At 61.5% G+C, this 24,698-nt stretch carries 27 protein-coding genes and 2 pseudogenes; 14 read left to right on the top strand and 15 right to left on the bottom strand.

Annotated elements, in window-relative coordinates; translation table 11 throughout:
- Positions 1-39: 39 nt before the first annotated feature.
- The 6 genes and pseudogenes from hfq to HJB89_RS18090 form a co-directional block, all read right to left on the bottom strand.
- Positions 40-282, bottom strand: coding sequence for an RNA chaperone Hfq (hfq, locus tag HJB89_RS18115; RefSeq protein WP_003539403.1), 243 nt, complete (start codon positions 280-282; stop codon positions 40-42).
- 105 nt (positions 283-387) lie between these two features.
- Entirely contained in the window at positions 388-1,251 is an 864-nt protein-coding gene (locus tag HJB89_RS18110; RefSeq protein WP_221150307.1) for a D-amino-acid transaminase, read from the bottom strand.
- A 67-nt stretch (positions 1,252-1,318) separates the two neighbouring features.
- Positions 1,319-2,683 carry a sigma-54 dependent transcriptional regulator gene (locus HJB89_RS18105; RefSeq protein ID WP_207584125.1) on the bottom strand — a complete coding sequence of 455 codons (1,365 nt, stop codon included), beginning with the start codon at positions 2,681-2,683 and terminating at the stop codon, positions 1,319-1,321.
- The gene (locus HJB89_RS18100) at positions 2,673-4,943 is read right to left on the bottom strand and encodes a PAS domain-containing sensor histidine kinase (RefSeq protein ID WP_207584124.1); all 2,271 of its coding nucleotides are present in this window, start codon (positions 4,941-4,943) and stop codon (positions 2,673-2,675) included. The genes HJB89_RS18105 and HJB89_RS18100 overlap by 11 nt, the downstream gene beginning before the upstream one ends.
- 204 nt (positions 4,944-5,147) lie before the next feature.
- Positions 5,148-6,137 (bottom strand): aldo/keto reductase, encoded by a 990-nt coding sequence (locus HJB89_RS18095; protein ID WP_221150305.1) that lies wholly within the window; start codon positions 6,135-6,137, stop codon positions 5,148-5,150.
- Positions 6,138-6,743: 606 nt separating this feature from the next.
- Positions 6,744-6,866 (bottom strand): annotated as a pseudogene (locus HJB89_RS18090) (helix-turn-helix domain-containing protein); the annotation flags it as partial.
- On the opposite strand from HJB89_RS18090, the pseudogene HJB89_RS18085 reads away from it, so the two are divergent.
- Positions 6,856-7,210: pseudogene (locus tag HJB89_RS18085) on the top strand (chloride channel protein); the annotation flags it as partial. The pseudogenes HJB89_RS18090 and HJB89_RS18085 overlap by 11 nt on opposite strands.
- A gap of 120 nt (positions 7,211-7,330) precedes the next feature.
- On the opposite strand, the gene HJB89_RS18080 reads toward HJB89_RS18085, so the two are convergent.
- Together HJB89_RS18080 and HJB89_RS18075 are read right to left on the bottom strand one after the other, a co-directional pair.
- On the bottom strand, positions 7,331-8,713 hold the full coding sequence (locus HJB89_RS18080; protein WP_221150303.1) for a HAMP domain-containing sensor histidine kinase: 1,383 nt from the start codon (positions 8,711-8,713) through the stop codon (positions 7,331-7,333).
- Positions 8,710-9,369, bottom strand: coding sequence for a response regulator transcription factor (locus HJB89_RS18075; RefSeq protein WP_168294757.1), 660 nt, complete (start codon positions 9,367-9,369; stop codon positions 8,710-8,712). The genes HJB89_RS18080 and HJB89_RS18075 overlap by 4 nt, the downstream gene beginning before the upstream one ends.
- 134 nt (positions 9,370-9,503) lie before the next feature.
- On the opposite strand from HJB89_RS18075, the gene HJB89_RS18070 reads away from it, so the two are divergent.
- The 8 genes from HJB89_RS18070 to HJB89_RS18035 all read left to right on the top strand — a co-directional run bounded on the left by HJB89_RS18070 (position 9,504) and on the right by HJB89_RS18035 (position 15,129).
- Positions 9,504-9,782, top strand: a complete 279-nt coding sequence (locus HJB89_RS18070; RefSeq protein WP_207584119.1) for a PepSY domain-containing protein — start codon at positions 9,504-9,506, stop codon at positions 9,780-9,782.
- Positions 9,783-9,827: 45 nt separating this feature from the next.
- On the top strand, positions 9,828-10,151 hold the full coding sequence (locus HJB89_RS18065) for a hypothetical protein (protein WP_207584118.1): 324 nt from the start codon (positions 9,828-9,830) through the stop codon (positions 10,149-10,151).
- A gap of 34 nt (positions 10,152-10,185) precedes the next feature.
- Positions 10,186-10,656 carry a DUF2271 domain-containing protein gene (locus HJB89_RS18060; RefSeq protein ID WP_221117295.1) on the top strand — a complete coding sequence of 157 codons (471 nt, stop codon included), beginning with the start codon at positions 10,186-10,188 and terminating at the stop codon, positions 10,654-10,656.
- An 18-nt stretch (positions 10,657-10,674) separates the two neighbouring features.
- Positions 10,675-12,873, top strand: a complete 2,199-nt coding sequence (locus HJB89_RS18055; RefSeq protein WP_221117255.1) for a PepSY domain-containing protein — start codon at positions 10,675-10,677, stop codon at positions 12,871-12,873.
- Positions 12,854-13,795 (top strand): FAD:protein FMN transferase, encoded by a 942-nt coding sequence (locus tag HJB89_RS18050; RefSeq protein WP_207584116.1) that lies wholly within the window; start codon positions 12,854-12,856, stop codon positions 13,793-13,795. Before HJB89_RS18055 ends, HJB89_RS18050 begins: the two co-directional genes overlap by 20 nt.
- 312 nt (positions 13,796-14,107) lie before the next feature.
- Positions 14,108-14,491 (top strand): EF-hand domain-containing protein, encoded by a 384-nt coding sequence (locus HJB89_RS18045; protein ID WP_405048960.1) that lies wholly within the window; start codon positions 14,108-14,110, stop codon positions 14,489-14,491.
- 59 nt (positions 14,492-14,550) lie between these two features.
- Positions 14,551-14,691 (top strand): hypothetical protein, encoded by a 141-nt coding sequence (locus HJB89_RS18040; protein ID WP_221150348.1) that lies wholly within the window; start codon positions 14,551-14,553, stop codon positions 14,689-14,691.
- An 81-nt stretch (positions 14,692-14,772) separates the two neighbouring features.
- Complete coding sequence (locus HJB89_RS18035; protein WP_221150302.1) at positions 14,773-15,129, top strand: TraR/DksA C4-type zinc finger protein; 357 nt, start codon at positions 14,773-14,775, stop codon at positions 15,127-15,129.
- A gap of 147 nt (positions 15,130-15,276) precedes the next feature.
- Here the strand turns inward: HJB89_RS18035 and ntrC are convergent, their stop codons facing one another.
- The 3 genes from ntrC to dusB are packed head-to-tail and all read right to left on the bottom strand — an operon-like array spanning position 15,277 to position 18,871.
- The gene (gene ntrC / locus HJB89_RS18030) at positions 15,277-16,728 is read right to left on the bottom strand and encodes a nitrogen regulation protein NR(I) (protein ID WP_207584113.1); all 1,452 of its coding nucleotides are present in this window, start codon (positions 16,726-16,728) and stop codon (positions 15,277-15,279) included.
- Complete coding sequence (locus HJB89_RS18025; protein WP_207584112.1) at positions 16,725-17,879, bottom strand: nitrogen regulation protein NR(II); 1,155 nt, start codon at positions 17,877-17,879, stop codon at positions 16,725-16,727. The genes ntrC and HJB89_RS18025 overlap by 4 nt, the downstream gene beginning before the upstream one ends.
- A complete protein-coding gene (gene dusB, locus HJB89_RS18020; RefSeq protein ID WP_221150301.1) occupies positions 17,876-18,871 on the bottom strand; it encodes a tRNA dihydrouridine synthase DusB in 996 nt (331 codons plus the stop codon). The genes HJB89_RS18025 and dusB overlap by 4 nt, the downstream gene beginning before the upstream one ends.
- A 166-nt stretch (positions 18,872-19,037) precedes the next feature.
- Between dusB and HJB89_RS18015 the strand changes: the two genes are divergently transcribed.
- Positions 19,038-20,255, top strand: a complete 1,218-nt coding sequence (locus tag HJB89_RS18015) for a bifunctional 2-C-methyl-D-erythritol 4-phosphate cytidylyltransferase/2-C-methyl-D-erythritol 2,4-cyclodiphosphate synthase (protein ID WP_221117259.1) — start codon at positions 19,038-19,040, stop codon at positions 20,253-20,255.
- Complete coding sequence (locus tag HJB89_RS18010; protein ID WP_221150299.1) at positions 20,252-20,755, top strand: CinA family protein; 504 nt, start codon at positions 20,252-20,254, stop codon at positions 20,753-20,755. The genes HJB89_RS18015 and HJB89_RS18010 overlap by 4 nt, the downstream gene beginning before the upstream one ends.
- 23 nt (positions 20,756-20,778) lie before the next feature.
- Here the strand turns inward: HJB89_RS18010 and HJB89_RS18005 are convergent, their stop codons facing one another.
- From HJB89_RS18005 to HJB89_RS17995, 3 genes are all read right to left on the bottom strand, one after another.
- Positions 20,779-21,231, bottom strand: coding sequence for a type II toxin-antitoxin system RatA family toxin (locus tag HJB89_RS18005; protein ID WP_209884844.1), 453 nt, complete (start codon positions 21,229-21,231; stop codon positions 20,779-20,781).
- A 137-nt stretch (positions 21,232-21,368) separates the two neighbouring features.
- Entirely contained in the window at positions 21,369-21,899 is a 531-nt protein-coding gene (locus tag HJB89_RS18000; protein ID WP_221150298.1) for a cytochrome b, read from the bottom strand.
- Positions 21,880-22,356: a MarR family winged helix-turn-helix transcriptional regulator gene (locus tag HJB89_RS17995; RefSeq protein WP_221139622.1), complete on the bottom strand. Its 477-nt coding sequence runs from the start codon at positions 22,354-22,356 to the stop codon at positions 21,880-21,882. Before HJB89_RS17995 ends, HJB89_RS18000 begins: the two co-directional genes overlap by 20 nt.
- Before the next feature lie 96 nt (positions 22,357-22,452).
- Between HJB89_RS17995 and HJB89_RS17990 the strand changes: the two genes are divergently transcribed.
- Positions 22,453-22,821, top strand: coding sequence for an antibiotic biosynthesis monooxygenase (locus tag HJB89_RS17990; protein WP_221117262.1), 369 nt, complete (start codon positions 22,453-22,455; stop codon positions 22,819-22,821).
- 24 nt (positions 22,822-22,845) lie between these two features.
- Positions 22,846-23,292: a DUF1772 domain-containing protein gene (locus HJB89_RS17985; protein WP_207584106.1), complete on the top strand. Its 447-nt coding sequence runs from the start codon at positions 22,846-22,848 to the stop codon at positions 23,290-23,292.
- A 26-nt stretch (positions 23,293-23,318) separates the two neighbouring features.
- Here HJB89_RS17985 and HJB89_RS17980 read toward each other — a convergent pair whose 3' ends face one another.
- On the bottom strand, positions 23,319-23,879 hold the full coding sequence (locus HJB89_RS17980) for an AAA family ATPase (protein ID WP_221150297.1): 561 nt from the start codon (positions 23,877-23,879) through the stop codon (positions 23,319-23,321).
- A 150-nt stretch (positions 23,880-24,029) separates the two neighbouring features.
- Between HJB89_RS17980 and HJB89_RS17975 the strand changes: the two genes are divergently transcribed.
- Positions 24,030-24,692 carry a class I SAM-dependent methyltransferase gene (locus HJB89_RS17975; RefSeq protein WP_246762746.1) on the top strand — a complete coding sequence of 221 codons (663 nt, stop codon included), beginning with the start codon at positions 24,030-24,032 and terminating at the stop codon, positions 24,690-24,692.
- Positions 24,693-24,698: the final 6 nt, after the last annotated feature.

The following is a 24,698-nucleotide window of genomic DNA, read 5'->3' as shown; positions in this document are numbered from 1 at the left end:
CGTTCTTGGTATCGCGTGTCGAAATGACGGCTGATCCTGTTAGGACGCTGCTTCTTCGCTCTCGAACATCTGCATGGGCTGGCCCGGCATGATCGTCGAGATCGCATGCTTATACACGAGCTGCGAATGGCCGTCACGGCGAAGAAGAACACAGAAATTGTCGAAAGACGTAACAACGCCCGTGAGTTTCACGCCGTTGATCAAAAAGATTGTCAGGGAAATCTTTTGTTTGCGAACAGTATTGAGAAATAAGTCCTGCAGATTCTGAGAACGTTCCGCCATCGCGCCGCTTCTTTCTTTATTGCCGACCTGATCCGGCCGGTAGAATATCAATCAACCTCACCCGCAAGACCGGCGCCTCATTCACCCGTCCAGCAAATCTTGGTATCAAATCGCAATCTTTTCCGCAACGTCGAAAAAGGCTTCGCGGACTTTCTGCGAGACGCTGCCCGGATGACCGTTGGCGATCGTCTGGCCATCGACGGAAACGACCGGAAAACAAATACTTGTGGCTGCGGTGAGGAAGACCTCGCGGGCTGCGAGCATCTCGGAAACCGAGAAGTTTCGCTCGGTGATCTGCAACCCGAGCTTGGCTGCGACGTCCATCAAGGTGGTGCGGGTAATGCCGCGCAGGATGCCGTGTTCGGCCGGCCGCGTCACCAGCATTCCCTCGGAATCGACGATCCAGACATTGGTCGCCGCCCCTTCCTTGACCATCCTGTCGCCGTCGACATAGATCGCTTCCTGGGCGCCGGCCTCCTTGGCCTGCTGGCGGGCCATCGCGTTCGGCAGCAGACCGACGGATTTGATGTCGACGCGGTCCCAGCGATTGTCGACAAGGGTGATCGCCCTGATGCCATTGGCATTCTTGGCGGCGATGATTTTGGGATCGGTGCTCTTGGCGGTGATAACAAGCGAGGGCGTCGTTCCCTCGACCGGGAAGACATGATCACGGCGCGCCACTCCGCGCGTCACCTGCATGTAGAAAAGCCCGTTGCAGACATGGTTGCGGCGCAGCGTCTCGCGAATGACCTGCGTCAGTGCCGCCCGGCTCATCGGCCAGGCGATGCGCAGCTCACCGAGCGAACGGTCGAGACGGTTCAGATGGCGGGTGAGATCGACGATGTAGCCATGGCGCACCTCGCAGACCTCATAGACGCCGTCGGCGAACTGATAACCGCGATCCTCGATATGCACGCTGGCATCGGAATGCTTGACGTAACGGCCATTCACATAGGCAATTCTCGGCATGGGAAACCTGGTCTTCCGGGAAGCAATACAAGGGGCACGGCGCGGCGTCGGCCGCGCCGAATGCAAATCAGACGCCGAGCGACTTCAGCTTGCGGTGCAGCGCCGAACGCTCCATGCCGACGAATTCCGCGGTGCGCGAGATATTGCCGCCGAAGCGGTTGATCTGGGCGATCAGATAATCCTTCTCGAACATCTCGCGGGCTTCGCGCAGCGGCAGCGTCATGATGTGATAGTCGTTCTTGGCGGAGACCTTCGGCAGCATGTCGCCGAGATCGGTCGGCAGCATGTCGGCGGTGATCGGCGCATCCGGCCCGTCGGTGCGGGCAAGGATCATCAGGCGCTCGATATTGTTGCGCAGCTGGCGGATATTGCCCGGCCAATCATGCGCCTGCAGCACGGCCATGGCGTCGTCGCCGATGCGGCGCGGACGAATGCCGGCCTGCTCGGAAATCTGCCGCATCAGCTGGTCGACGAGGAAAGGAATGTCTTCGCGCCGCTCGGCCAGGGCCGGCACTCGCACCGGCACGACGGCGAGGCGATGATAAAGATCCTCGCGGAACCATCCCTCAGCGATACGGCTCTCGAGATTATAGGCGGTCGAGGAGATGATGCGGACATCGACCTTGACGCGCTTGGAACCGCCTACCCGCTCGAACTGCTGGTCGACCAGCACGCGCAGGATCTTGTTCTGGGTCTCGCGCGGCATCTCGCCGACTTCGTCGAGATAGAGGATGCCGCGATGGGCTTCCTCGAGCGCGCCGATCTTGCGGGCCTGACCGGGCGTGCCCTCGGTGCCGAACAGCGCCACTTCCATGCGGTCGGGCGTGATGTTGGCAGCATTGATCGCCACAAAGGGGCCGTTGGCGCGTGCCGACTTCTTGTGGATCATCCGCGCCACCAGCTCCTTGCCGGAGCCGGATGCGCCGAGGATCATGATGCGGCTGTTGGTCGGTGAGACCTTCTCGATGGTCTGACGCAGCTGCGAAACGGCAACCGAGGTGCCGATCAGCTCCAATGCGTCGCCGGTGCGGCGCTTCAGCTCGGAGACCTCGCGCTTCAGCTTGGAATTCTCAAGCGCCCGTTCGGCGATCAGAATCAGCCGGTCGGCCTTGAAAGGCTTCTCGATGAAATCGAAGGCGCCGCGCTTGATCGCCGAGACGGCGGTCTCGATGTTGCCATGGCCGGAGATCATTACCACCGGCAATTCCGGATGGCGGGTCTTGATCTCGTCGAGCAGCGACAGACCGTCGAGCTTGCTGCCCTGCATCCAGATATCGAGGAAGATCAGCCGCGGCACCCGGTCGGAAATCGCCGCCAGCGCGCTGTCGCTGTCATGGGCCGTGCGCGTTTCGTGTCCCTCGTCGGAGAGAATGCCGGAAACGATCTCGCGAATATCGTGCTCGTCGTCGACGACAAGAATATCAGAGGCCATAAACGCTTTCCTTGTCATTGGCTGCGGGAGAGGCGGGCGTCGGATCCCGACGTGGCAGATGCACGCGGATCATGGCCCCTCTTCCCCGGTCAAAATCGGCGGGCGCATCATGCAGCTCAAGCTGCCCGCCATGTTCCTCGATGATCTTCTTGACGATGGCGAGACCGAGTCCAGTGCCCTTCTCACGCATCGTCATATAGGGTTCCAGAATGCTGTGGCGGTTCTCCACCGGCAGGCCGCGGCCATTGTCGATGACATCGACGGTGAAGCGGTCGCGGCCGGTGTCGAGGGCGGCTCGGACGAGTATCTTGCGTTCGTCGCGTTCGTCGCTCGGAACGGCCTCGATCGCTTCGACGGCATTCTTGATCAGATTGCCGAAAGCCTGGCCGAGCATGCGGCTGTCGAACAGGCCCTCCAGCGGCTGCTCACCGAAATCCTGGGCAAAACTGACGTGATGATTGCCCATCTCGCGCAGGAAGATCGCGTCGCGCAAGATATCGCGCAGGTCGCTCGGCTCCTTGGTCGGCTTCGGCATGCGGGCGAAGGCAGAGAATTCGTCGACCATGCGGCCGATATCGCCGACCTGGCGGATGATCGTATCGGTGCACTGGTCGAAGACGGCCCGGTCGCCCGGGTCGATCTGCTTGCCGTAACGGCGCTGGATGCGCTCGGCGGAAAGCTGGATCGGCGTCAGCGGGTTCTTGATCTCATGGGCGATGCGTCTTGCGACGTCGCCCCAGGCGGTCGAGCGCTGGGCGATGACCAAGTCGGTGATGTCGTCGAGCGTGATCACATAGGATTCGCTCTGATCGCGCACTTCCTCGCGGGTGACCTGCACGCTCAGCGTCCTGACCGTGCCGCCGCGCACGAGCGCGATCTGCTTGCGGAAATCGCCCCGATGACGCGAAGCCGCCTCGGTCAGCACGTGATCGACCTCCGGCGCGATGTCGACCAGCTGCTTGCCGAGCATCTCATCGGCCGACAGCGACATCAGCGTTTCGACCGAACTGTTGACGATGGCGATGCGGCGATCCTGCTCGACGCCGATGACGGCGGCAGTGACGCCCGACAGCACCGCTTCGATAAAGCGGCGGCGATCGTCGACCTCGTCCTTGGCTTCGAGGATCTCGTCGCGCTGAGTGCGGATTTCCGAGATCATCTTGTTGAAGGTGCGCGACAGATTGGCGACGTCGCCGTCGACGGCATGCACCGGCACGACAATATCCATATTGCCCGATGCCACGCTGTCGGCAGCGGTGATCAACAGCCGGATCGGCCGGACGATGCGGTCGGCAACGGCGATCGCGGTCCAGATCGCCGCGAGCAGCACGATCAGCGCGAAGCCGATATAGAGCACGGCGAAGGCGATTTGCAGCGAGAAGCGGTTGGCTTCCATCGAGCGATATTCGGTGGCGTTCTCCTCCATCATGCGCATGGCGCCCATGACCTTGGGATCGACGGCGCGCACCGTATAGAGGAAGGTGCCCTGGATGGCATCGAGCTTGATGATGGCGCCGACAAGGTTGGTGACGCCGGGCGGAATCAGTGTCGGCTGGCCGGCCGCGGCCTTCTCAAGCGCGTCCTGCGGGATCGCCGGCAACGGCTTTTCGGTGGCGATGTCGGCCTGGACGATCACCGAACCGTCGCGCTCGACGAGGAAGGAGCCGAGCAGGCCGCGGCCCCTCGCCTGGCGCGTCATCAGGTCGGCAAAACCTGTCCGGTCGAGGCTGTAGAGCGCGCGGTTGCGCTCCAGGTCGTTGGCCATGGAAACCGTCTGCCCCTGCAGGTAGCTGGCGTTTTCCATCATGTAGGCCTGGCCGATATTGCGCGACGAACTGACGATCGACTGGGTGCGCAACGCAAACCAGCGGTCGAGACCGGCATTCAGGGTGATGCTGGCGAAGATGGCGACGAGGATTGCCGGCGTGATCGCGACGATCGAGAAGAGCACGACGATGCGGATATGCAGGCGAGCAGCCGCCCGCCCTCGGGTGCGGGCCTTGAGCAGCCTTGCCACCTCACGGGCGATCAGCGCCAGCAGCGTCAGGACAAAGAAGGAATTGACGATCACCGAGGTGATGACGACGTGCGAACTCGGGGCGATCGGGGTGAGGCCGAGCAGCACGAAAAGTGTCGCCGTGGCGCAGAGAAGCGCGCCGCCGGCAAGCACAAGGCCGGGCACGGCAAAAAGGGCGCGGCGATCGGTCACCGTGGTCACCGCCTCGCCCGCCGCCGCCGGCGATACCCCATCCTGCGTCATTCGGCCTCTCTTCAGGCGGCACCCGCCGCCCTCGCCAGCCGATCGAAACCAAAGAACGCCGGCTCAAGAAAGCCAGCGCTGCAACGACTCGATCGGGAGCGAAGTCCAAAACCCTTGCGTGACCTTTAAGCAACGCATTGTGGCGAAAATGCAACGCCGTCCGTCACATTGTCAAGCCGCGCAGGGCCTCGGCCCACATGCTCTTTAGAAACGACGTGGTTCTTCCGGTTTGTTTCCAACAATCGTGTCGATCCGGTCCAGCACGTCAGGCGTCACCTTGTGCCTGTGCGAAAGCGCCGCGAGATTGTCCTGCAACTGGCTGGCGCGCGAGGCGCCGAGAATGACGGTGGAGACGTTGCGATTGGCGAGGCACCACAACAAAGCGAGATGCGTGATCGACAGGCCGATCTCGTCCGCGAGCTTTGCAAGCTCACCAACTTGTTTGAGCTGAGCGCGGCCAGCATCGCTGGACCACTTTTCCTTCAGCCATTCGTATCCCGGCAGGTTCATGCGGCTGTCGGCTGGCACACCATTATTGTATTTGCCGGTCAGGACGCCCGAGGCGAGCGGCGACCAGATCGTGGTGCCGAGGCCGATGAGGTCATAGAGCGGCAGATAGTCGGACTCGACCTTCTGACGTTCGAAGATGTTGTATTGCGGCTGCTCCATTGTCGGCGGCGTGATGCGCAAGTCGCGAGCCACGGCGTAGGCTTCCGTCAATTGCTGCGCGGACCATTCCGACGTCCCCCAGTAGAGCACCTTGCCCTGGGCAACGAGATCGTGCATCGCCCGCACCGTTTCCTCGACCGGCGTATCGATATCCGGGCGATGGCAGAAATAGAGGTCGAGGTAGTCGACCTGAAGCCTCTTCAATGCGGCGTGACAGGCATCGGTCACATGCTTGCGCGACAGGCCGCGCTGCGTCGGCTTCTGGCCGCCCCAGAAGACCTTGCTCGAGACGACGAAGCTGTCGCGGCTCCAGCCAAGCGATTTGAGCGCCTCGCCCATGACGATTTCGGACTTGCCGCTTTCGTATCCTTCGGCATTGTCGAAGAAGTTCACCCCGTTGTCATAGGCAAGCTTCATGAGGTCGACGGCGTCGCCTCCATTGACCTGCTTGCCGAACGTCACCCATGAACCGAAGGAGAACTCGCTCACTTTCAGGCCTGACTTTCCCAAACGTCGATATTCCATCATGCAACTCCCGTAAATTATGAATATGTGCCGGCCTGTCACCGGGGACGGCGTCGCCCGATTGATCGACGACCGATTCGTGTAATCTATGGCATGCTCAACGAGATGCGAGGCTCAGCCCGCGAAGTTGACCAAAACACAATGTCGCAGTTCCCATCAGCCCCGACCGTAAAGAAAAAGGGCGCTCCACGACATTAGTCGGAGCGCCCGTGGCATGCGATCGACAACGTTTGCGGCGGAGGTCGACAGCAGCAATGGCAGATGATGAGATTCGGAACGGATAGGCAACATGCGATAGAAATCTGCGACATTATAGCCCGCTGATTGATCGTGTCGTCCACCGGATATCCACAGCTTATCCACAGGCATTGCGACGACGACCGCAGCAACTTCAATGACATTCGCCTGGCGTCAAATCACCCCTCACAAATGCTTATGTGACTGTTGAATGACACCGCAATTTTGTTTGTCTGCTTGGATACAAACCGCGACCTGGCTCGGATAGGCTCAGCTCTCCTCCCGACCGTGGCGGCGGACGCCGGGAGGGGTGGGCGGTGGGCAAACATGAGGGCCCGCCGCCTTCTTTTATCGCGCCCCCGAACACACTCAGGCGGTGCGGGAACTCCTGTAGACCGAGACGCCAAGTTCCCTGATCTTCTTGCGCAAGGTGTTGCGGTTGAGACCGAGAAGATCGGCCGCCTCGATCTGGTTGCCGCACGTCGCCGCCAGTTTCCTGTCGATGATCCAGGCATCCGGGCGGCATCTTTGCACCATCGCTTGCGGTTGGCGCCGGTTTCGGCAGCACGGTCGGATCGCTGCTCGGCACCAGCATCGCGTTAGCGGCCATCCTCGCCATGGCAGGCTATTTCGCTGGCGTCGTGCAGGCGCTGACGACCGCCTTCGTCATCATCCTTGAAATGATCGGCGACCACCAGGCCGTCATCCCGATCATGGCCGTTTCGATGATCGGCTACATAACGTCGCGCATTCTGACGCGCGAACCGGTCTATCACGGGCTTTCGCGCGTGTTCATCGCCGCGGGGGTCAGTCGAAAAAGAAGCAGAACGGAGTGACTTCCTAGACTTAATCTCGGCGGCTGGACAACGACGATGCGCCGTCATCTCCCCGATCGGCATGGCATACAGATGGTTGGACAGCGCCGGCTTCGCGATTGGCACCTCGGCGGCCACCCGCTAAACACTCAGCCTCGGCGACCACACGGGTAGCTTTATTTCAACCTGCACACCTTCGTTCCTCTCGGGTCGCGGAGACACAATCGTCACATCGGCTCCAATGCGATCGGCGATGGCCGTGACGATAGCAAGCCCGACACCGCTTCCCCCGATCTCAATGTTCCCGCGCTCAAAGCGCCGCATCAGCCTGTCTACAGCGTCTGGGGGCAGTATCGGGCCGTCATTGGCAACACTCAGCAGGCCGCCAAGCTGAAGTGAAACCTCAACCTTTCCATCTTGCGCCCCGTGTTTCAGCGCGTTTTCAATCAGGTTGCGGCAGAGAATGCCGACTGCGTCCGGATCCAGCATCGAACGCACCGGCGCCGTCGGCAGTGCCAGCAAGACGCGCCCCTCTCCGGCCCGGGCAAAATCCTGAAGGACCATCTGCAGGACGGTTCTGAGATCGGACGGCTGGTCACTTTGTAGACGTCCGCCTTCAGCGCGAGCAAGCTGCATCAGCTTCTCAGATATGCGCATCAACCGCTTCAGCGTCGTTTCGATCTCCGTCGCCCGCTGGCTCGTCAGCTTTTCCTTGGTTTCGGAGCGAATGCGTTGCGCCTGCGCGATTGCGCCGGCCACCGGCGTACGAAGCTCGTGCGCGGCATTGGCCGCAAAGGCGCGCTCGGCGTGGAACGCTGCCGTCAGGCGGTCGAGAAGCTGGTTGACACCTGCCGAAATCGGGAGAAGTTCGGTCGGCAGGCCACTGTCGGTGACGGGCGACAAATCCTGCGCGCCGCGATTGGCCAGCTCGTGCCTAAGCGCGCGCACCGGCCGTAAGGAGCGGCGCACCGCGAGGTATATCGCGAGCAGGCTGAGGGGGATCACCACGATCAGCGGCAGCACGAGGCCCAACAGCATCTTGCGTGACAATTCCGTGCGATGGTCAAGCGGTTCGGCGACGGCAATCGTCAGGTTCCCGTCGAAGCTCGTATCGTAATAGAGCTGGTGCGTTGCGGTTCGAAGAAAGCCGCGTTTCGTGGACGGTGGGAAGCTCGAGGCATCCGCCCCCTTCGAACCGAGCAGAACCTGCCCGTTTTGGTCACGCACGATGAAGCTTACATCTTCGCCGTAGCGAGCCTCTCGGTCGATGCGTCCATCGCCGTCGTCGTCCTCACCATTGTCGTCGTAATCGGTCGCATCGCGGCCTTGATGGCCTTCTCGCAGGTCGTGCCGGGCAATCGGCAAAATGCGCTGCGCTGTTGCCTTCAGGCCATCATCGAACACCTCTTCCATCTGCCCGCCAAGGCGGTGCGCGGTCACCGCTGCCGCCACAAGCCATAGCAGAGTCACTGAAAGCCCGAGGGCGAGCGCCAGGCGCGTCTGGAGCGAAGCGCCGATCCTCATGGCCGTCCCAGACGATAGCCGAGCCCGCGCTCGGTCTCGATCACATGAGTACCGAGCTTCTTGCGCAACCGGCTGACATGGACCTCGATGGCGTTGCTGTCGATTTCCCTATCGAAGGAATAGAGCCGCTCTTCGAGCTGCGCCTTCGAAAGAAGCTGGCCCGGACGTTGCAGGAAGGCCTCAAACAGGACCCATTCTCGCGCCGTTAGAACCACGGCCTTGCCATTCAGCGTGATGCTTCTGGCGGCGAGATCGATGGCGAGCGGGCCAAGCGTGATGTTGGGATTGGGATTGCCGGCATAACGGCGCGCCACCGACCCGATCCGCGCCGAAAGCTCAGCAAGATCAAAGGGCTTCACCATGTAATCATCGGCGCCAGCGTTCAATCCGGCAATGCGGTCAGAGACCTGGTCGAGCGCTGTCAGGATCATGACCGGCGTCACGTCGCCGCGCCCACGCAACGCCTTCAGAAAGGGAATGCCAAGCCCATCGGGCAGCATCAGATCGAGCAGCACCAGATCGTAGGCAGCAGCAACGATCGCATCGCCCGCCTGGTCGAGGCGATTGACCCAATCGACGGAGTGACCGTCGGCAGCGATCTGGTCGCGAATGGCCGCGCCCAGCGCCGTATCGTCCTCGATCAGCAGAACCCGCATCGCAACCCTCCCTCTCTCTTTCGTCTCCTAGTCCACCGGCCAGCTTACGGGAAGCTGAAGCAATGTCGCGCGGTTTGTCAGATGCCGGTCAGCTTGGAACGCAATTGATCAGACCGAAATGAGAGGAAACAAGAATGAAAAACGGCACCTTGCCCATCTTGGCGCTCGCCGTCATCGCCGTGACATCCGCTCAGGCAAGAGACGACTGCGACGTTCCGATCAGCAATTGGAAGACGCATGCGGCGGTTCGCGCCATGGCCGGGCAACGGGGTTGGACGTTGAAGCGCATCAAGATCGATGACGGTTGTTACGAAATCCGGGGCACCGACAGGGACGGCCGTCGCTTCGAAGCGAAAATCGATCCGGTGACGCTTGAAGTCATCCAACTCGATAGACGCCGCGAAGATCGCTGAGCATCGCTCCCAATCCCCATAAAGATAGCCAACTGGAGGTCACTTATGACGTACCGCAAATTTTTTCTGGCCGCTTGCGCCGGCATCGGCTTTCTCGCTCCCCTCGGCAGTCTGGCCAGGCCGTCCCCCACACAGAAGAGTGCCGCCGCCGGGGCCGTACCAGCCGGCTATCAAGAAAGCGAGGACGATGAACACAAGGAGGAGCATCACCTCCGTCACGACGACACCGGCCGTCACGCCGCCGATGACTGCGAAAACTGGGATGACGATGCCTGCGGTCTAGGCGGCACCGTGCAGCAGCAGAACACCACCCCGCCCAGCAACGGCCTATTCACGCCTGGTTCCAAGCCGCGGGTCCAGACGAACTGAACCGTCAAATCAGCCAAGGAGAATATCGATGAGAATGAAATCCGTTATCGCCATGCTTGCAGTCACCACGGCTCTTACCGTTCCTGGCCTTGCCATGGCGCGTGAGGTGACCTTCACCACCAGCATGCGCAACTACGGCGGCGATGGTGCCTACCTTGCTTATTACGTCACCGATGCGCAGGGCAAATATGTCGGCAGCCTTTGGATGGCGGGCGGCAAGAGCAGGTATTACGAGCATCTCACCGGCTGGTCCCGCGCCACCGGTGGCGATACCGCCGAGATCAAAGGCATCACGGGTGCCAGCGTTGGTGCCGGCCGTTCACTCAAGGTCACGGTCGATCTTGCCGATACGCTGTTCGATGCCGGCTATCAGCTTCACATCGACTCCGCCGTGGAAGACATGCGCGACAGCCCAAACGAGATCGTGGTGCCGCTGGCATCGGCCGGCTTGGGGCAGAAGGTGAAGGGCATGCGCTACGTCGCCGCCTTCACCTATGCGCGTTGAGCGGGAAGGACGCTCGCCATGAACCGCTCGCTTCACCGCTGGTTTGGGCTGATCGCCACGGTGCTTCTCACCGTCGTCGCGCTGAGCGGCGCTGCACTGTCGATCTTCCCCGCCGCTGAGGCGCTCACCACGCCTGCCGCGCAGCACATCAGCGTTGCCGAACTCACCGCGCGAGTCCAGGCGGCAGAACCTACGGTGGAACAGATCAGACGCGCGCCGTCCGGGCGGATCACCGCCTATTACTACGAAGGCGACCAACCCGCCTCCTCTGTCATCGACCCTGCCACTGGCACGCCGGCCGGCAGCGCCGACACCTCGGATCTGGAGCGCTGGTTGACCAATCTCCATCGCTCGCTTTTCCTCGACGATACTGGACGTTTCATAACTGCGGGCGGTGCAGCGGTTATGCTTGCCCTCGCAATTTCCGGGCTGTTCCTGATGGCACGGCGCGCCGGCGGCTGGCTTTTCGTCCTGAAATCCGTTCGCGGTACCGGCGACGGACGCTTACACGCCGTCGTCTCGCGCCTAGCTCTGCCGGGCCTCTTCCTCTCCTCGCTCACTGCGCTCTGGATGACGGCTGCTGTTTTCGGCCTGCTGCCGGAAAGCGCGGGTGCGCCGGCCTTCCCGGCCGACGTCAGCGGCAAGACCGGGGTAGCGCTCACGTCTGTCGCTCTGCTTCAAGAGACGCCGGTCAATGACCTGCTCTCGCTGACTTTCCCTGCTACGGGCGACGCAACGGACGTTTTCACACTCAAGACAGCAGCAGGAGAAGCTTACATCGATCAGGGCAACGGCGCGCTGCTGGCCTGGTCGGACGCCGGCTGGGTCGACAGGGTCACGCTCCTCATCACCATGCTGCACACGGGGTGCGGCTTGGCCTGGCTCGGGCTCGTCCTCGGGTTCTCTGCGCTTGCTGTACCTGTTCTCGGCTGGACAGGCCTGCTTGTCTGGCTCAAGGGGCGCCGCGCCCCAAGAGCAACCTCGGCAGACGCTGGCGAGGCCGATACGATCCTGCTCGTCGGCAGTGAGAGCGGCACGACCCAAGGCTTTGCCAATACGCTGCAGGTTGCTCTTTCCGCAGAGGGTCTTTGCGTCCACGTCGGCCCGATGTCCGATTTCGAACCGGCCCGTTGGCCGAAGGCGCGGCGTGTTATGCTGCTCGCCGCCACCTATGGTGACGGCGCAGCGCCCGCCTCCGCCATGGGCTTCATCGAACGTTTCGAGCGTACGCCCGCAAAGCCCAGCCTGCCGCTCGCCGTGCTCGGTTTCGGCGATCGCAGCTTCCCGGCCTTCTGCGGTTTCGCCTCCGAGATCGCGACGATCGCCAAGGACAAGGGCTGGGCCTCCCTCATACCCTTCGACACGGTAGACCGCCAATCGCCTCAGGATTTCGCCCGCTGGGGACGGCTCCTGGCTGAGACGCTTGGCCTCGATTTCGAGCTGACGCACCAACCAACCGCTCCAAAGACCTGGAGATTGCCGCTGATATCCCGCCGCGATTATGGCGCAGGCGTACAGGCGACCACCGCCATCCTGCGCTTTGCCCTGCCGAACATCTCGCTCCGGCAGCGTCTGACAGGCAAGGGTTTCCCGCGGTTCGAGGCCGGAGACCTGATCGGCATCGTGCCGCAAGGCTCGGATCTGCCGCGCTTCTACTCACTTGCTTCCGGTACCACGGATGGCTTTCTCGAAATCTGCGTCCGCAAGCAAGTGGGATGGCTTTGCTCGACCCAACTCACCGCATTGAAACCGGGGGATACTGTTGCGGCCTTCGTGCGCCCAAACCCCTCCTTCCGCCCGGCCCGGGGAGGCAAGCCGGTCATTCTCATCGGCGCCGGCGCCGGTATCGGTCCGCTTGCCGGCTTCGCGCGTCGAAACCGGGCACGCCGCCCCATGCACCTCTATTTCGGAACTCGCCATCCAGCCAGCGACGCGCTTTACGCCGAGGAGCTTTCCTACTGGAAAAAGGACGGCCGGCTGACCTCGGTATCGACCGCCTTTTCGCGAACTGCAAGCCCGGCCTATGTGCAGGATATTCTGCGTAAGGACGCCGAGCGCATCGGCAAGCTCATTGCCGCAGGCGGTCAGGTTCTCATCTGCGGGAGTCGGGACATGGCGGCGGCCGTTGCCGCCGTGCTTGCCGACATTCTCGCGGCACAGGGCTTCAACCTCGCGCTCCTGAAAGCCACTGGCCGCTATGCCGAGGACATCTACTGACATGACGCGCTACGCGATGAACGGTCCGACCATGGGCACGCGCTGGTCCGCCCTCTTTCACATGCCATCGCATTTCGATGTCGCCCCCGCCCGCAAGGCGATGGCCGACGCCGTGACCGAAGTCGACAAACAAATGTCCACCTGGAGGCCTGAAAGCGATCTGAATCGCTTGAACGCCGCGCGACCCGGTGGATGGATTGCCCTGCCCGACCGGCTGCTTACCGTGCTGGGAGCGGGTCTTGCCATCGGCCGCACCTCGGGCGGCGCCTTCGATATCGGCGTGGGCGATGCCACCACCGCGTGGGGTTTCGGCATGTTGGACGCAAGCGAGGACATGATCAGGACCGCCCGTCTTGCGAAACGCAGCCCGGCCCATGATGTTCTCGAGCTGGACAAGTCCGCCGGACGCGCCCGCAAGCACTCCGAGATGTGCTTCGATCTCAATGGCATCGCCAAGGGTTATGGCGCCGATCAACTGGCGAAGGCTGCGCGCGAGCACGGAATCGAAGCCGGCCTCTTCGCCATCGACGGCGAACTGAAAGCACTCGGCACTCAGCCCGACGGTCGTGGCTGGACCGTCGCCGTCGAAACGCCAAATCTGGAAGTGCGTGCCGTGCATTCCATGCTCGAGCTGGATGATGCCGCCGTTGCGACGTCAGGCGACTATCGACACTGGATTGATGTCGGCGGCCATCGTCTCTCGCACACCATGGAGCCGCGCCTCGGCTTCCCGCTTAGAGATCCGCCCGCCTCGGCGACCGTGATCGCCTGCGATTGCATGAGCGCCGACGCCTGGGCGACGGCGATGATGGTTCTTGGCCAAGCACACGGTCTTGCGCTCGCGGAAAGGCTCGGTCTGTCTGTTCTCTTCCTCAGGCATGACCAGCCGAAAGGGATCGGATGCGGCCTGTTTGCGCGCTGACCAGACCTCGCAGAAGCCAGCTCGAAAGCTCATCCGTTACCGGCCCCGAGACGAGCTCATCGCACTCGGAAGTCACCTTGTTTCTTGCGTCGTCCGGCTCGATCCTCGGTATCGCTTCGGCCGCTATGACTCCTCGGAGATTCTGGTGGCTCGCATCGCAAGCATGACGCGGCGCAAAGTCGCTCGGTCCCTCATCGACGACTCGAACCATGCAAGTGGTTTGATCCAGCGCAATGTTTGAACCCTATGTGCGTCGTATCTTCAAAGGACGCTCCAACTCGTGGAGGACAACACTCAAAGAGGAGAGTCAGGATGTCCATGTTCCGACTGCCAACGATCACTCTGCTGGCCTTGCTCGGTGCCGTCGGTGCCATGGGCATCGCCTCCGCCCAGACGAAAAGTCCAGACCCGGCCCAGTCTGAGGCTAAACCCGAGGCGGACGGATCGGAAATGATGCCAGGCATGATGGGCCGCAACATGATGCCATCTGGCATGTCCCCAGGAATGCGCATGATGGGGCCAATGAGCGGTCATATGGTGAAGATCATGTTTGCCATCGCTGATAGTGATGGGGACGGCGCAATTTCTTTCGAAGAGTTGACCGCGATCCATAAACGCGTCTTCGACGCGGTTGACGCAAGCAATGACGGCAAGGTTACGCCTGAGGAAATGCAGGCGTTTATGCAGGACAGGTGATTGGAGGCCCGGCATTTGACGGCCGTTGCATGGGAGCCACCGCCCAAAGGAGACTTCTCATGACCTACACGTTCGATAGAACCCTGTTGGCGACCCGTTTCGAAGATGCGGTCGGCAGGACGAAATCCGCTCTCATCGGCACTCGCGGATCGAAAGCTACCTTGATTCGGATCAATCCGACGGACGCCCTACACGCCTAGCTTTGCCGCTTCCCGTCAGGGGCGAAATTCCCAGTAAAACACGGTGTCGGTCGCGAACAAAAGGCCGGCTGGAGAGCGATCATGCAGAAGCAGTCCTCCTCGCAAACGAGGCAGCATATCGAAAAGTACAAGGCGATCCTTGACCAACGCCGGCGCGAGCTGGAAACCCGCCTGCAAGCGATCGAGCATGATTTCGAAGAGCCTCGGAATCCTGACGATAATGATCGTGCCACAGAGCGAAATAACGATGAAGTCCTGGAAGAACTCGGCGAGGCTGGACAAAAGGAGCTCCTCGCCGTCCAAGCGGCGTTGGACCGGATTGAAGCCGAAACTTTTGGCACATGTGTGAAATGCAGCATCCCGGTCGGCGAGAAGAGGCTTGGCGCAGTCCCCCACACACCTTTCTGTCAGTCTTGCGCTCAGTCGTTTGAAGCCTGAGTTGCAAGGTCACCATGTTCATGAAGCGCTATCTGATACCGGGCCAGCTCAGCCGGCGCGTGCGCCGATGAGCCATTCATGAGCGTCATCGCGACCGGGAGGATGCGTTCGACATCCCTCCGTAGTACCGCGCAAGCCCGAACACGCTCAGGCGGTGCGGGAACTTCTGTAGACCGAGACACCCAGCTCCCTGATCTTCTTGCGCAAGGTATTGCGGTTGAGACCGAGAAGATCGGCTGCTTTGATCTGGTTGCCGCGCGTTGCCGTGAGCGCGGCGAGGATCAGCGGATATTCCATTTCCGTCAGCACGCGGTCATAGAGGCCGGGCGGCGGCAGGTTTTCACCGAAGCCTGAGAAATAGGTGCGCATGTTCTCCTCGACGGCCTGGGCGATCGTCATCGAGCCGTTGCGGATCGGACCCTTGTCGATCGGGCTGTCGGGCACATCGGAGCGCAACTCGGCGTCGATGATCTCGCGGGTGATGACATCCTGCGGATAGAGCGCCACCAGACGGCGGATGAGATTTTCCAGTTCGCGGACATTGCCCGGCCAGGCATAGGCCTTCATCAGTTCCAGCGCTTCCTGATCGAAGCGCTTGGAGCCAAGACCTTCCTTTTCGGCCTGCTGGATGAAATGGCGCACGAGATCGGGAATGTCCTCGGCGCGATCGCGCAGCGGCGGCAGGCGCAGCGGCACGACATTGAGGCGGTAATAGAGGTCCTCGCGGAACAGGCCCTGATTAATCGCCTGCTTCAGGTCCTTATTGGTGGCGGCGACGATGCGCACGTCGGTGCGGATCGGCGTGCGGCCGCCGACGGTGGTGTATTCGCCCTGCTGCAGCACGCGCAGAAGCCGCGTCTGGGCGTCCATCGGCATGTCACCGATTTCGTCGAGGAAGAGCGTGCCACCTTCGGCCTGCTCGAAGCGGCCGGTCGAGCGGGTCTGCGCACCGGTGAAGGCGCCCTTCTCATGGCCGAACAGTTCCGATTCGATCAGGTCACGCGGGATCGCCGCCATGTTGATCGCCACGAACGGGCCGTTGCGGCGCTTGCCGTAGTCATGCAGGGCGCGGGCGACGAGCTCCTTGCCGGTGCCGGATTCGCCGGTGATCATCAGCGTCAGGTCCGTCTGCATCAGGCGGGCGAGAACGCGATAGATTTCCTGCATCGCCGCCGAACGGCCGACGAGCGGCATGCCGTCCTGCATATCGTCTTCGAGCTTGGCCGGCTTGCGCTTCGGCTCGGAGAGCGCACGGCCGATGATGCCGATCAGCTCGGTGAGATCGAAGGGCTTCGGCAGATAGTCGTAAGCGCCCTTTTCCGAGGCCTTGATGGCGGTCATGAAGGTGTTCTGCGCGCTCATGACAAGAACAGGCAGGTCGGGACGCGCCTTCTTGATGCGCGGCAGCAGGTCGAAGGCGTTTTCGTCCGGCATCACCACATCGGTGACGACCAGATCGCCCTCACCCGCCGAAATCCAGCGCCAGAGGGTAGCGGCGTTGGAGGTGATGCGGACGTCATAGCCGGCGCGGCTCAAAGCCTGGTTGAGCACGGTCCGGATGGCCGCATCATCATCTGCAACGAGGATCGTAGCTGTCATCGAGAAGGTCCTGTCGAGCTTGCTATAGAGGCGTCCTCGAGCGAAGCGTCCTTGGACGCCGGCATGAGAACGCGGAATGTCGTGCGGCTGTTCTGGCTGTCGCATTCGATGATGCCGCCATGATTGCCGATGATCTTGGCGACGAGCGCTAAGCCGAGGCCGCTGCCGTTCGGCTTGGTGGTGATGAAGGGATCGAAGAGATGCGGCAACAGATCGGCAGGAACGCCGGGGCCATTGTCGTGAACGCAGAATTCCAGCGGCAGCGAGATCTTTTCGCGCGTGCCGGCAACCGAGAGACGGATGCCGGGCCGATAGGCCGTCGTCAACATAATCTCGCCTTCCGGCCGATCACCGACCGCTTCCGCGGCGTTCTTGACGAGATTGAGGAAGACTTGGACGAGCTGGTCGCGATTGGCATAGACCGCCGGCAGCGACGGGTCGTAGCTCTCGGTGACGCGGATGTTGCGGGCAAAACCGGCCTTGGCGACGGCCTTCACATGATCGAGCACGGAATGGATGTTGACCGGCATGCGGTCGACGGGGCGTTCGTCGGAAAAGACTTCCATGCGATCGACCAGCGAGACGATGCGGTCGGTCTCGTCGCAGATCAGCCGGGTCAGCGCCCGGTCTTCGTCGACCGCAGACTGTTCGAGCAGCTGGGCAGCACCACGAATGCCGGAGAGCGGATTCTTGATTTCATGCGCCAGCATCGAGGCGAGACCGGTCACCGATCGAGCAGCGGCGCGATGCGTCAGCTGCCGGTCGATCTTGTCGGCCATTGAGCGTTCCTGAAAGACGATGACGACGGCGCCGGGTTCGCTGAGCACCGGGGCGACATAGAGATCGACGAGCTTGTCCTGGCCGAGGCGCGGCGAACTCAGGTCGACGCGATATTCGTTGACCGGGGCCTTGCGCTCGCGCACCTGGTCAATCAGGGCAAGCAGCGGGCTGCCGAAGGGAATGAAGGTCGAGATGCGGTAACGCGCCAGATGCGGGGCGCTGGCACCGAAGAAGGCCTCCGCCTCCCAATTGGCGAAAACGACGAAACCGGATTCGTCGACCATGACGACGGGGTTCTGGATGGCGTTGAGCACGGCCATGGCGACGGTCCCGCCGGCGTGATCGGGCGGAGAAGTCATATCCTTCGTCATGCCGCCTCCCGGCTGTCGACAACAGTTGATGCCAGCGCATCGTAAAGGCGCGCCGCCACCTCGCGCGGATCGCGCGAGGTCATGATCGCTGCCTTTTCGCCACCGGTGAGATCAGCGGCGAAACGCTGTAGATACCAGCCGAGATGCTTGCGGGCATGGCGGATCCCCACCGCCTCGCCGTAGAAATCGAGCATCATCGCGTAATGTTCGACGGCGACATCGGCGATCTCCTGCCGGTGCGGCTCGGCGCCACCGGCGATAACGCCGGCATGCCACGGCCTGCCTTGACAGCCCCTGCCGATCATGACGGCATCGGCACCGGAGCGGCGCAATATTTCCTGCGCGTCCTCTGCAGTTTCGACATCGCCATTGGCGATCAGCGGAATGGAGATCGCCTCGCGGACGGCGCGGATCGCATCCCAATCAGCACGGCCTTCATAAAATTGCATGCGGGTGCGCCCATGAATGGTCACCAGCCGGATGCCGGCCGCCTCGGCGCGGCGCGCGATGTCGGGCGCGTTGATGGAATTTTCATCCCAGCCGAGGCGCATCTTCAGCGTCACTGGAATGTCGACGGCCTTGACCGTCGCCTCGATCAGGCCGAGCGCATGATCGGGATCGCGCATCAGCGCCGAGCCGGAATAACCGCCGATCACCTTCTTCGCCGGGCAGCCCATGTTGATGTCGATGATATCGGCGCCGTGATCGGCAGCGATCTTCGCCGCCTCAGCCATCCAGTGCGCTTCGCGGCCAGCGAGCTGCACCATATGCGGCCTGAAGCCCGCGGCCCGCAGCCGCGACCAGGATTCGGCGGTGTCGTTGACCAGTTCGCGGCTTGCCACCATTTCGGTGACGACGAGGCCGGCACCGAAGCGCCAGGCGAGCTCGCGGAAGGGCATGTCCGTGACGCCGGACATCGGCGCCAGCACGACGCGGTTCCGCACGGAGACGGGTCCTACTCGGAAAGGCGCTGCGAGGTCCGTGGAAATCAAATGATTATCTTTCGGGCATGCTGTGGAACTGCATGATTTTTAGCCATTGTTCCCCGGCTTGCCAAGGGGGCTGGGATCGAAATCGATATTTTTCGGGCAGATGCTGGAAAAGGCCAAAGCAAGACGTTAGAGCACTCGGGTCAATTCCGCATATTTTAGGGGATTTATGCTGCAAATGCCTTCTAAGCAACCGATATCGGCTGGAATTGTCATCGTTGCCGCCGGCCGCGGCGAGCGTGCAGGCTCCTCAAAGGAAGGCCCCAAGCAATATCGCATGATCGGCGGCAAGCCGGTTATCGTGCATACGCTTGAAAACTTCATGACATGGGAAGCGGCGACCGAGATCGTCGTCGTCATTCATCCCGATGACGAGGCGCTGTTTGCCAGAGCCTTTCGCCACATCATCTCGGCAACACCGATCGAAACGGTGCATGGCGGCGCGACCCGGCAGCAATCCGTGCTGGCCGGTCTCAGATATCTCAAGGACAAGCAAATCAGCCATGTGCTGATCCACGATGCCGTGCGGCCGTTCTTCGACCACGTGCTTCTCGACCGCATTACCGAGAGCCTCGGCGACGGCGCGCAGGCGGTGCTGCCGGCGATCCCGGTCACCGACACGCTGAAACGCGCCGACAGCGCCGGCACCGTGCTGACGACCGTTTCGCGCGAGCACCTCTACGCGGCGCAGACGCCGCAGTCCTTCGCCTTCGAAACGATCCTTGACGCGCATGAACAGGCGGCGGCGAGCGGGCGAAGCGATTTCACCGACGATGCCTCAATCGCCGAATGGCTGGGCATTCCGGTGACGATCGTCGAGGGCACGCCCGATAACGTCAAGCTGACGGTGAAGAAGGATATCGCCATGGCCGACGACAAGCTGTCGACGTCACCGCTTCCCGATGTGCGCACCGGCAATGGGTACGACGTGCACCAGCTTGAAGCAGGCGATGGCGTGACGCTCTGCGGTGTGTTCATTCCGCATGACCAGAAGCTCAAAGGACATTCCGATGCCGACGTCGCGCTGCATGCGCTGACGGACGCGCTGCTTGCCACCTGCGGCGCCGGCGATATCGGCGATCATTTCCCGCCATCCGACCCGCGATGGAAGGGCGCGGCGTCGCGGATCTTCATCGAGCATGCCGCCCGGATCGTGCGCGATCACGGCGGCACGATCATGAATGCCGACGTCTCGCTGATCGCCGAGGCGCCGAAGGTCGGCCCGCATCGCCAAGCCATGCGGGCGAAACTGTCGGATTATCTCGGTATCGATATCGAGCGCTGCTCGGTCAAGGCGACCACCAACGAGACGATTGGCTTCGTCGGCCGGCGCGAAGGCATCGCGGCGATCGCCACGGCGACCGTCGTCTATCGCGGGAGGAAATGATGAGCCTTTTTCCTCAGGATATTCTGTCGGCGGCGGAGACGATCATCCGTGACTTCACCACCGCCGGGCTGGTGATCTCGACCGCCGAATCCTGCACCGGCGGATTGATCGCCGGCGCGCTGACCGAGATATCGGGCTCCTCGGCCGTCGTCGACCGCGGCTTCGTGACCTATACCAATACCGCGAAGGTCGAATTGCTCGGCGTGCAAGCGGAAACGCTGCTGCGCTTCGGGGCGGTGTCGGAGGAAACGGCGCGGCAGATGGTGCATGGCGCCCTCTTCCGCTCGCGCGCCGCAATCGCCATTGCCGTCACCGGCATTGCCGGCCCCGGCGGCGGATCGCCCGAAAAACCCGTCGGCCTCGTGCATCTCGCCGCCAATTCACGTGCCGGCGCGCTCATCCATCGAAAGATGCTCTATGGCGATATCGGCCGCAGCGAGGTTCGGCTGGCAACCGTCCGGACGGCGTTGGAAATGGTGCACTCGCTCCTCGCCGGCTGACGACACCTTCGGCAGTCGCCGCGTCAGGCCGTCGTGTAGATCCGGTTTGCCCTGGTCTCGAAGGCTTCGGTGAACATGCGGAAGGCGCGGTCGAACATCGAGCCCATCAACGCCCCGAGGATGCGGCTCTTGAACTCGTAGTCGATGAAGAAATCGACGGTGCAGCCGCCGGTCGGCGTCTCGGCGAAATGCCAGCGATTGTCGAGATATCTGAACGGACCATCGATATATTTGACCTCGATAACGTGCTCGGCCCGGTTCAGCAGCACCTGGGTCGTGAAGGTCTCGCGGATCGCCTTGTAGCCGACCGTCATATCGGCGACGAGCAGGATCTTGCCGTCGCGCTCCTTGCGGCTCCTGATGGCCAGGGCTTCGCAGAGCGGCAGAAATTCCGGATAGCGCTCGACATCGGCAACGAGGTCAAACATCTGCTCGGGTGTGTGCGGGACGGGACGATGGGTTTCGAATTGCGGCATAGGCGGCAATTAAGCGGGCCGGCCGAGAAGATCAAGAAGCTCGCGCACCTGGCGACGGGATTTTAGCTGAAGAATTGGCATGCCAGCGGTGCGACTTTCTCGTCGCAAGCGCGGTTCCGGGATGCCTAGTTTCGTTCTCAGCGCCCATACCACATGCGCCAGAGCAACCCGTCGCTGCGGATGAACTGATGGAATAGTGCCGCCCCAACATGGGTGAAGAGCAGCGCGAGCAGTAGATTGGCCCCAAGCCCATGTGGCAGGCGCGGTGAATAGAGGTGGAAGTCCGGCAATTCCGTGCCAGCTCCGAATATGGCTTGCACCGCGCCGCTCAGCGCGATCATGCCGACACCGCTCGCGATCATGCCGAGGATGACGACATAGAGGACAAGATGAACAACGCGCGCCAACCGCTCTTGCCACGAGGGTGCCCCCTTCGCTGGCAGCGGTTTCTTATCGAAAAGCGACCACCAGGCGATGCGACACACGGTCAGCAAAAGAACCATGATCGCTGCTGGGATATGCACGCGGAGAAGCGCCGCCTTTGCGAGCGGCTCGACGGAATTTCCGGCTCGGAAACCGGAGACAAGGGCAACGAGCAAGACTATCGCGGTCAGCCAATGCATCGTGACGGCGATTGTGCCGTAACGATCAGTCGTGCTTTTCCGCATCGATTTCTCCTTCGAGACTGTGCCGCAGCGTCATCATAACGCGATGCGCGGTTTGGATTTCGGCAAGTGAAAGTCCTCCGGCCATGGCGTTGACGCGCGGATTGTAGGCAGCGATCGCGGCATCGTAAGCTTGCTGTCCTTTCCCGGTCAGCACGACGAGTTGCGCCCGCCGGTGATGCGGGTTGGGTTCGAATTCGACCAGCCCTTCTCCGTACAGATCATTGACGATGCGCTGCACGTTCTGGCGGTTGGCACCGAGGTCCCGGGCGAGCCATGCCACCGGCTGCGGCCGATCGGCATGCACGATCGCCCCCAATATCTGCCAGCGTGCGCTGGTCAGCCCGTAGGGCGCAACTAGTCGGTCTCCCCAGATCAAGGTCAAGTTGTTCACCCGAAACATCGAAAGGATCAGATCCGTCAAGGCCTCGCCTATCGGGGTTCGTGTCGCTTCATCCATCTGTCACCATATGTCGTTATTGACATCATCATGTCAAGTTAATATGTATGCATCACACCAGATTGACATCATTATACCAATATGAAGGAGTCTTAAATGACGCATATGCAACCACTTGACGAGAATTTTCCGATCCAGCGCCAGCTCGATGTCGATGCAACCCCGGTCGTGCTGATCAATCTCTTCACGCTCGACCGCGCTGATGAGTCGCGCTTCCTCGAAGTCTGGAGCCGTGACGCTGATTTTATGAAGCGACAGCCCGGCTTCATCTCGACGCAGCTCCATCGAGCGCTCGGCCAAAGCATGGCTTATCTGAACTATGCGGTGTGGCAATCGAATGAAGCATTCCGCGCTGCGTTCAATCATCCCGACTTCCGCGCCCAGGTCGCCGCGTATCCGGCATCCGCGGTTGCAAGACCGCACCTGTTTCAGAAGATCGCCGTAGCCGGCATCTGCACAGCTTGAGCATCATTAGAAGGAAGCAACCACATGTCACTGCTGTTCAAAATCATGGCAATCGCCGGTCCTGCGGGGTTCGGGGGCGTCATGCTCGCCATCGGAATCATCCTTGGCGGACACTGGAAGAGCCTGCCTCCCGCCGATTTCCTTGACTCGTTCGGCAGGTATGGCGGCTTTATCCAACGCGCCATTCCACTCGTCGTGATCCCAACGCTGATCGGGGTGGCCGGCATGCTCTGGATCGACTGGAGCAATGCGGCAACGCGCAACCTCTGGCTTGCCGAGGCGGGCTGTATCGCCGCTATTCTCGTGCTGACGATGGCCTATTTTGTGCCTAGCAACGACGCTTTCGGCGCAAAGGCGGTGGCAGCCGACCAGGTTTCGGCGAAGCTCGACACCTGGCTGTTCGTTCACAACTTCCGCATCGCCCTCGCCTTTGCTGCCTCTTCGCTCGGAGTGTGGGCCATCAGCCGGTGAAAGGAAACGCTCATGCGGTCACGTTCCTAAGCACTAGTAGCGGCGAGCCGGCTAGCTGCTGCGCGTGATGTTATGACGACAGTGGAATTTGCAAGCCCATAGTCCCGAAGGGCGGCCTCGATCAAGGGGACCGCATCCCGCTCGAAATTCCAGATATAGGCGAGAGCATCCAGCGAGAGGCCTTCAGGGCATCCGGCGGGCAGTTCGGGACGGTCGCGCCCAAAATAACGAAACGCTCTTGAGACGATACCGTAGAGGCATGCATATCTTGGCGGGCGAAGCCAAATGACCGCATCGGCGCGTGGCAGGCGGAGATGGAAGGAGCTGAGGCCGGTCCCATCCATGATCCAGCGTTCCGCCGCCGCGGCAGTGGCGATCAGGCGGTCGATCTCGTCGCGCGGCCTCTTTCTCCAGCCGGGCAGCCAATAGAAGTCGCGGTCCATGGAGATGTAGCCAAGGTCGAGGGCTCGCGAAAGCCGCTTTGCGAGCGTGCTCTTGCCGCTGCCGGGGCAGCCGATCACCAGGATACGGTCGGCGCTTCTGACGATTTCCGCCGGACGATCCGGATCAACGACATGGATTGGCATGGATTTCGATTTCTGTTCCACCGGGTGATTACCCTGACGATCCTTAATCTTGCCGATATAGTATAGTTATGGCACGCTCCAATAAGATTGCTTGCCAGACCGGACTGCTGAACCTATATGTGGGGCACCCAATTATGGGTGGTGGCGCACATGAGCTTTTTGACAGAACATTTCATCACAAATGCAAAAGATATACTTTTTGCCGGGAACACACCTCTAGACTATAAATTTCTACAGTCCGAATTTTTGTTCGACCACCGATTGAAGAGCAGACAATTCCTCTGTGATTTGCTTCCTAAGGGTGGTGTCGGCGCTGAGCTTGGCGTGTTCACCGGATTGTTCTCGACCATTCTGCTCGACCGGGCCAGACCGAAGTCCGCCTATTTCGTCGACCCTTGGTGGTTGATTTTCGGAAATCGCTATCCGGACTGGGGCATTTATACCGCCAATGGCCGGTTATCGACTAGGCGTGCCCACGATGTGGCTTCGCGACGTATCAAAAAGAATGCGCATGGCGCAAGCGTATCGGTGCATGTGGCCTATTCAGTACCCTTCCTTGAGCAGCTTCCCGACGACCATCTTGACTGGGTCTATCTGGATTCTTCGCATTCCTATGCTGGCACGGCCGAGGAGCTCAAAGTGCTGAGGCGTAAGGTAAAACCGGGCGGTATTGTCGCCGGTGACGATTGGCACGACACTCTCGGGCATACCCACAGCGGCGTAGCTGTCGCCGTTCGCGAGGCAGTCGGGGTTGGCGCGTTCCAGATGATCGGCAGCTACCCCGCGCTGCAATGGGCGATACGCCGACCCTGAGGCCGG

Origin of the sequence: Rhizobium sp. NZLR8, from assembly GCF_019685025.1 — a bacterium.
Taxonomy (GTDB): Bacteria; Pseudomonadota; Alphaproteobacteria; order Rhizobiales; family Rhizobiaceae; genus Rhizobium.
Note: the sequence above shows the minus strand (reverse complement) of the source record. Positions and strands in the feature narration are given on the sequence as shown.

Excerpts from the sequence above, each read along its gene's own strand:
- HJB89_RS17980 (WP_221150297.1), bottom strand. The coding sequence starts at position 23,879 with ATGCCAATCCATGTCGTTGATCCGGATCGTCCGGCGGAAATCGTCAGA.
- HJB89_RS18060 (WP_221117295.1), top strand. The coding sequence starts at position 10,186 with ATGAAATCCGTTATCGCCATGCTTGCAGTCACCACGGCTCTTACCGTT.
- HJB89_RS18080 (WP_221150303.1), bottom strand. The coding sequence starts at position 8,713 with ATGAGGATCGGCGCTTCGCTCCAGACGCGCCTGGCGCTCGCCCTCGGG.
- HJB89_RS17975 (WP_246762746.1), top strand. The coding sequence starts at position 24,030 with ATGAGCTTTTTGACAGAACATTTCATCACAAATGCAAAAGATATACTT.
- HJB89_RS18025 (WP_207584112.1), bottom strand. The coding sequence starts at position 17,879 with ATGACGAAGGATATGACTTCTCCGCCCGATCACGCCGGCGGGACCGTC.
- HJB89_RS18010 (WP_221150299.1), top strand. The coding sequence starts at position 20,252 with ATGATGAGCCTTTTTCCTCAGGATATTCTGTCGGCGGCGGAGACGATC.
- HJB89_RS18050 (WP_207584116.1), top strand. The coding sequence starts at position 12,854 with ATGCCGAGGACATCTACTGACATGACGCGCTACGCGATGAACGGTCCG.
- HJB89_RS18095 (WP_221150305.1), bottom strand. The coding sequence starts at position 6,137 with ATGGAATATCGACGTTTGGGAAAGTCAGGCCTGAAAGTGAGCGAGTTC.
- hfq (WP_003539403.1), bottom strand. The coding sequence starts at position 282 with ATGGCGGAACGTTCTCAGAATCTGCAGGACTTATTTCTCAATACTGTT.
- HJB89_RS18035 (WP_221150302.1), top strand. The coding sequence starts at position 14,773 with ATGCAGAAGCAGTCCTCCTCGCAAACGAGGCAGCATATCGAAAAGTAC.
- HJB89_RS17985 (WP_207584106.1), top strand. The coding sequence starts at position 22,846 with ATGTCACTGCTGTTCAAAATCATGGCAATCGCCGGTCCTGCGGGGTTC.
- ntrC (WP_207584113.1), bottom strand. The coding sequence starts at position 16,728 with ATGACAGCTACGATCCTCGTTGCAGATGATGATGCGGCCATCCGGACC.
- HJB89_RS18075 (WP_168294757.1), bottom strand. The coding sequence starts at position 9,369 with ATGCGGGTTCTGCTGATCGAGGACGATACGGCGCTGGGCGCGGCCATT.
- HJB89_RS18015 (WP_221117259.1), top strand. The coding sequence starts at position 19,038 with ATGCTGCAAATGCCTTCTAAGCAACCGATATCGGCTGGAATTGTCATC.
- HJB89_RS18055 (WP_221117255.1), top strand. The coding sequence starts at position 10,675 with ATGAACCGCTCGCTTCACCGCTGGTTTGGGCTGATCGCCACGGTGCTT.
- HJB89_RS18000 (WP_221150298.1), bottom strand. The coding sequence starts at position 21,899 with ATGCGGAAAAGCACGACTGATCGTTACGGCACAATCGCCGTCACGATG.
- HJB89_RS18070 (WP_207584119.1), top strand. The coding sequence starts at position 9,504 with ATGAAAAACGGCACCTTGCCCATCTTGGCGCTCGCCGTCATCGCCGTG.
- HJB89_RS18110 (WP_221150307.1), bottom strand. The coding sequence starts at position 1,251 with ATGCCGAGAATTGCCTATGTGAATGGCCGTTACGTCAAGCATTCCGAT.
- HJB89_RS17990 (WP_221117262.1), top strand. The coding sequence starts at position 22,453 with ATGACGCATATGCAACCACTTGACGAGAATTTTCCGATCCAGCGCCAG.
- HJB89_RS18065 (WP_207584118.1), top strand. The coding sequence starts at position 9,828 with ATGACGTACCGCAAATTTTTTCTGGCCGCTTGCGCCGGCATCGGCTTT.
- HJB89_RS18100 (WP_207584124.1), bottom strand. The coding sequence starts at position 4,943 with ATGACGCAGGATGGGGTATCGCCGGCGGCGGCGGGCGAGGCGGTGACC.
- HJB89_RS17995 (WP_221139622.1), bottom strand. The coding sequence starts at position 22,356 with ATGGATGAAGCGACACGAACCCCGATAGGCGAGGCCTTGACGGATCTG.
- HJB89_RS18005 (WP_209884844.1), bottom strand. The coding sequence starts at position 21,231 with ATGCCGCAATTCGAAACCCATCGTCCCGTCCCGCACACACCCGAGCAG.
- HJB89_RS18105 (WP_207584125.1), bottom strand. The coding sequence starts at position 2,683 with ATGGCCTCTGATATTCTTGTCGTCGACGACGAGCACGATATTCGCGAG.
- HJB89_RS18040 (WP_221150348.1), top strand. The coding sequence starts at position 14,551 with ATGACCTACACGTTCGATAGAACCCTGTTGGCGACCCGTTTCGAAGAT.
- HJB89_RS18045 (WP_405048960.1), top strand. The coding sequence starts at position 14,108 with ATGTCCATGTTCCGACTGCCAACGATCACTCTGCTGGCCTTGCTCGGT.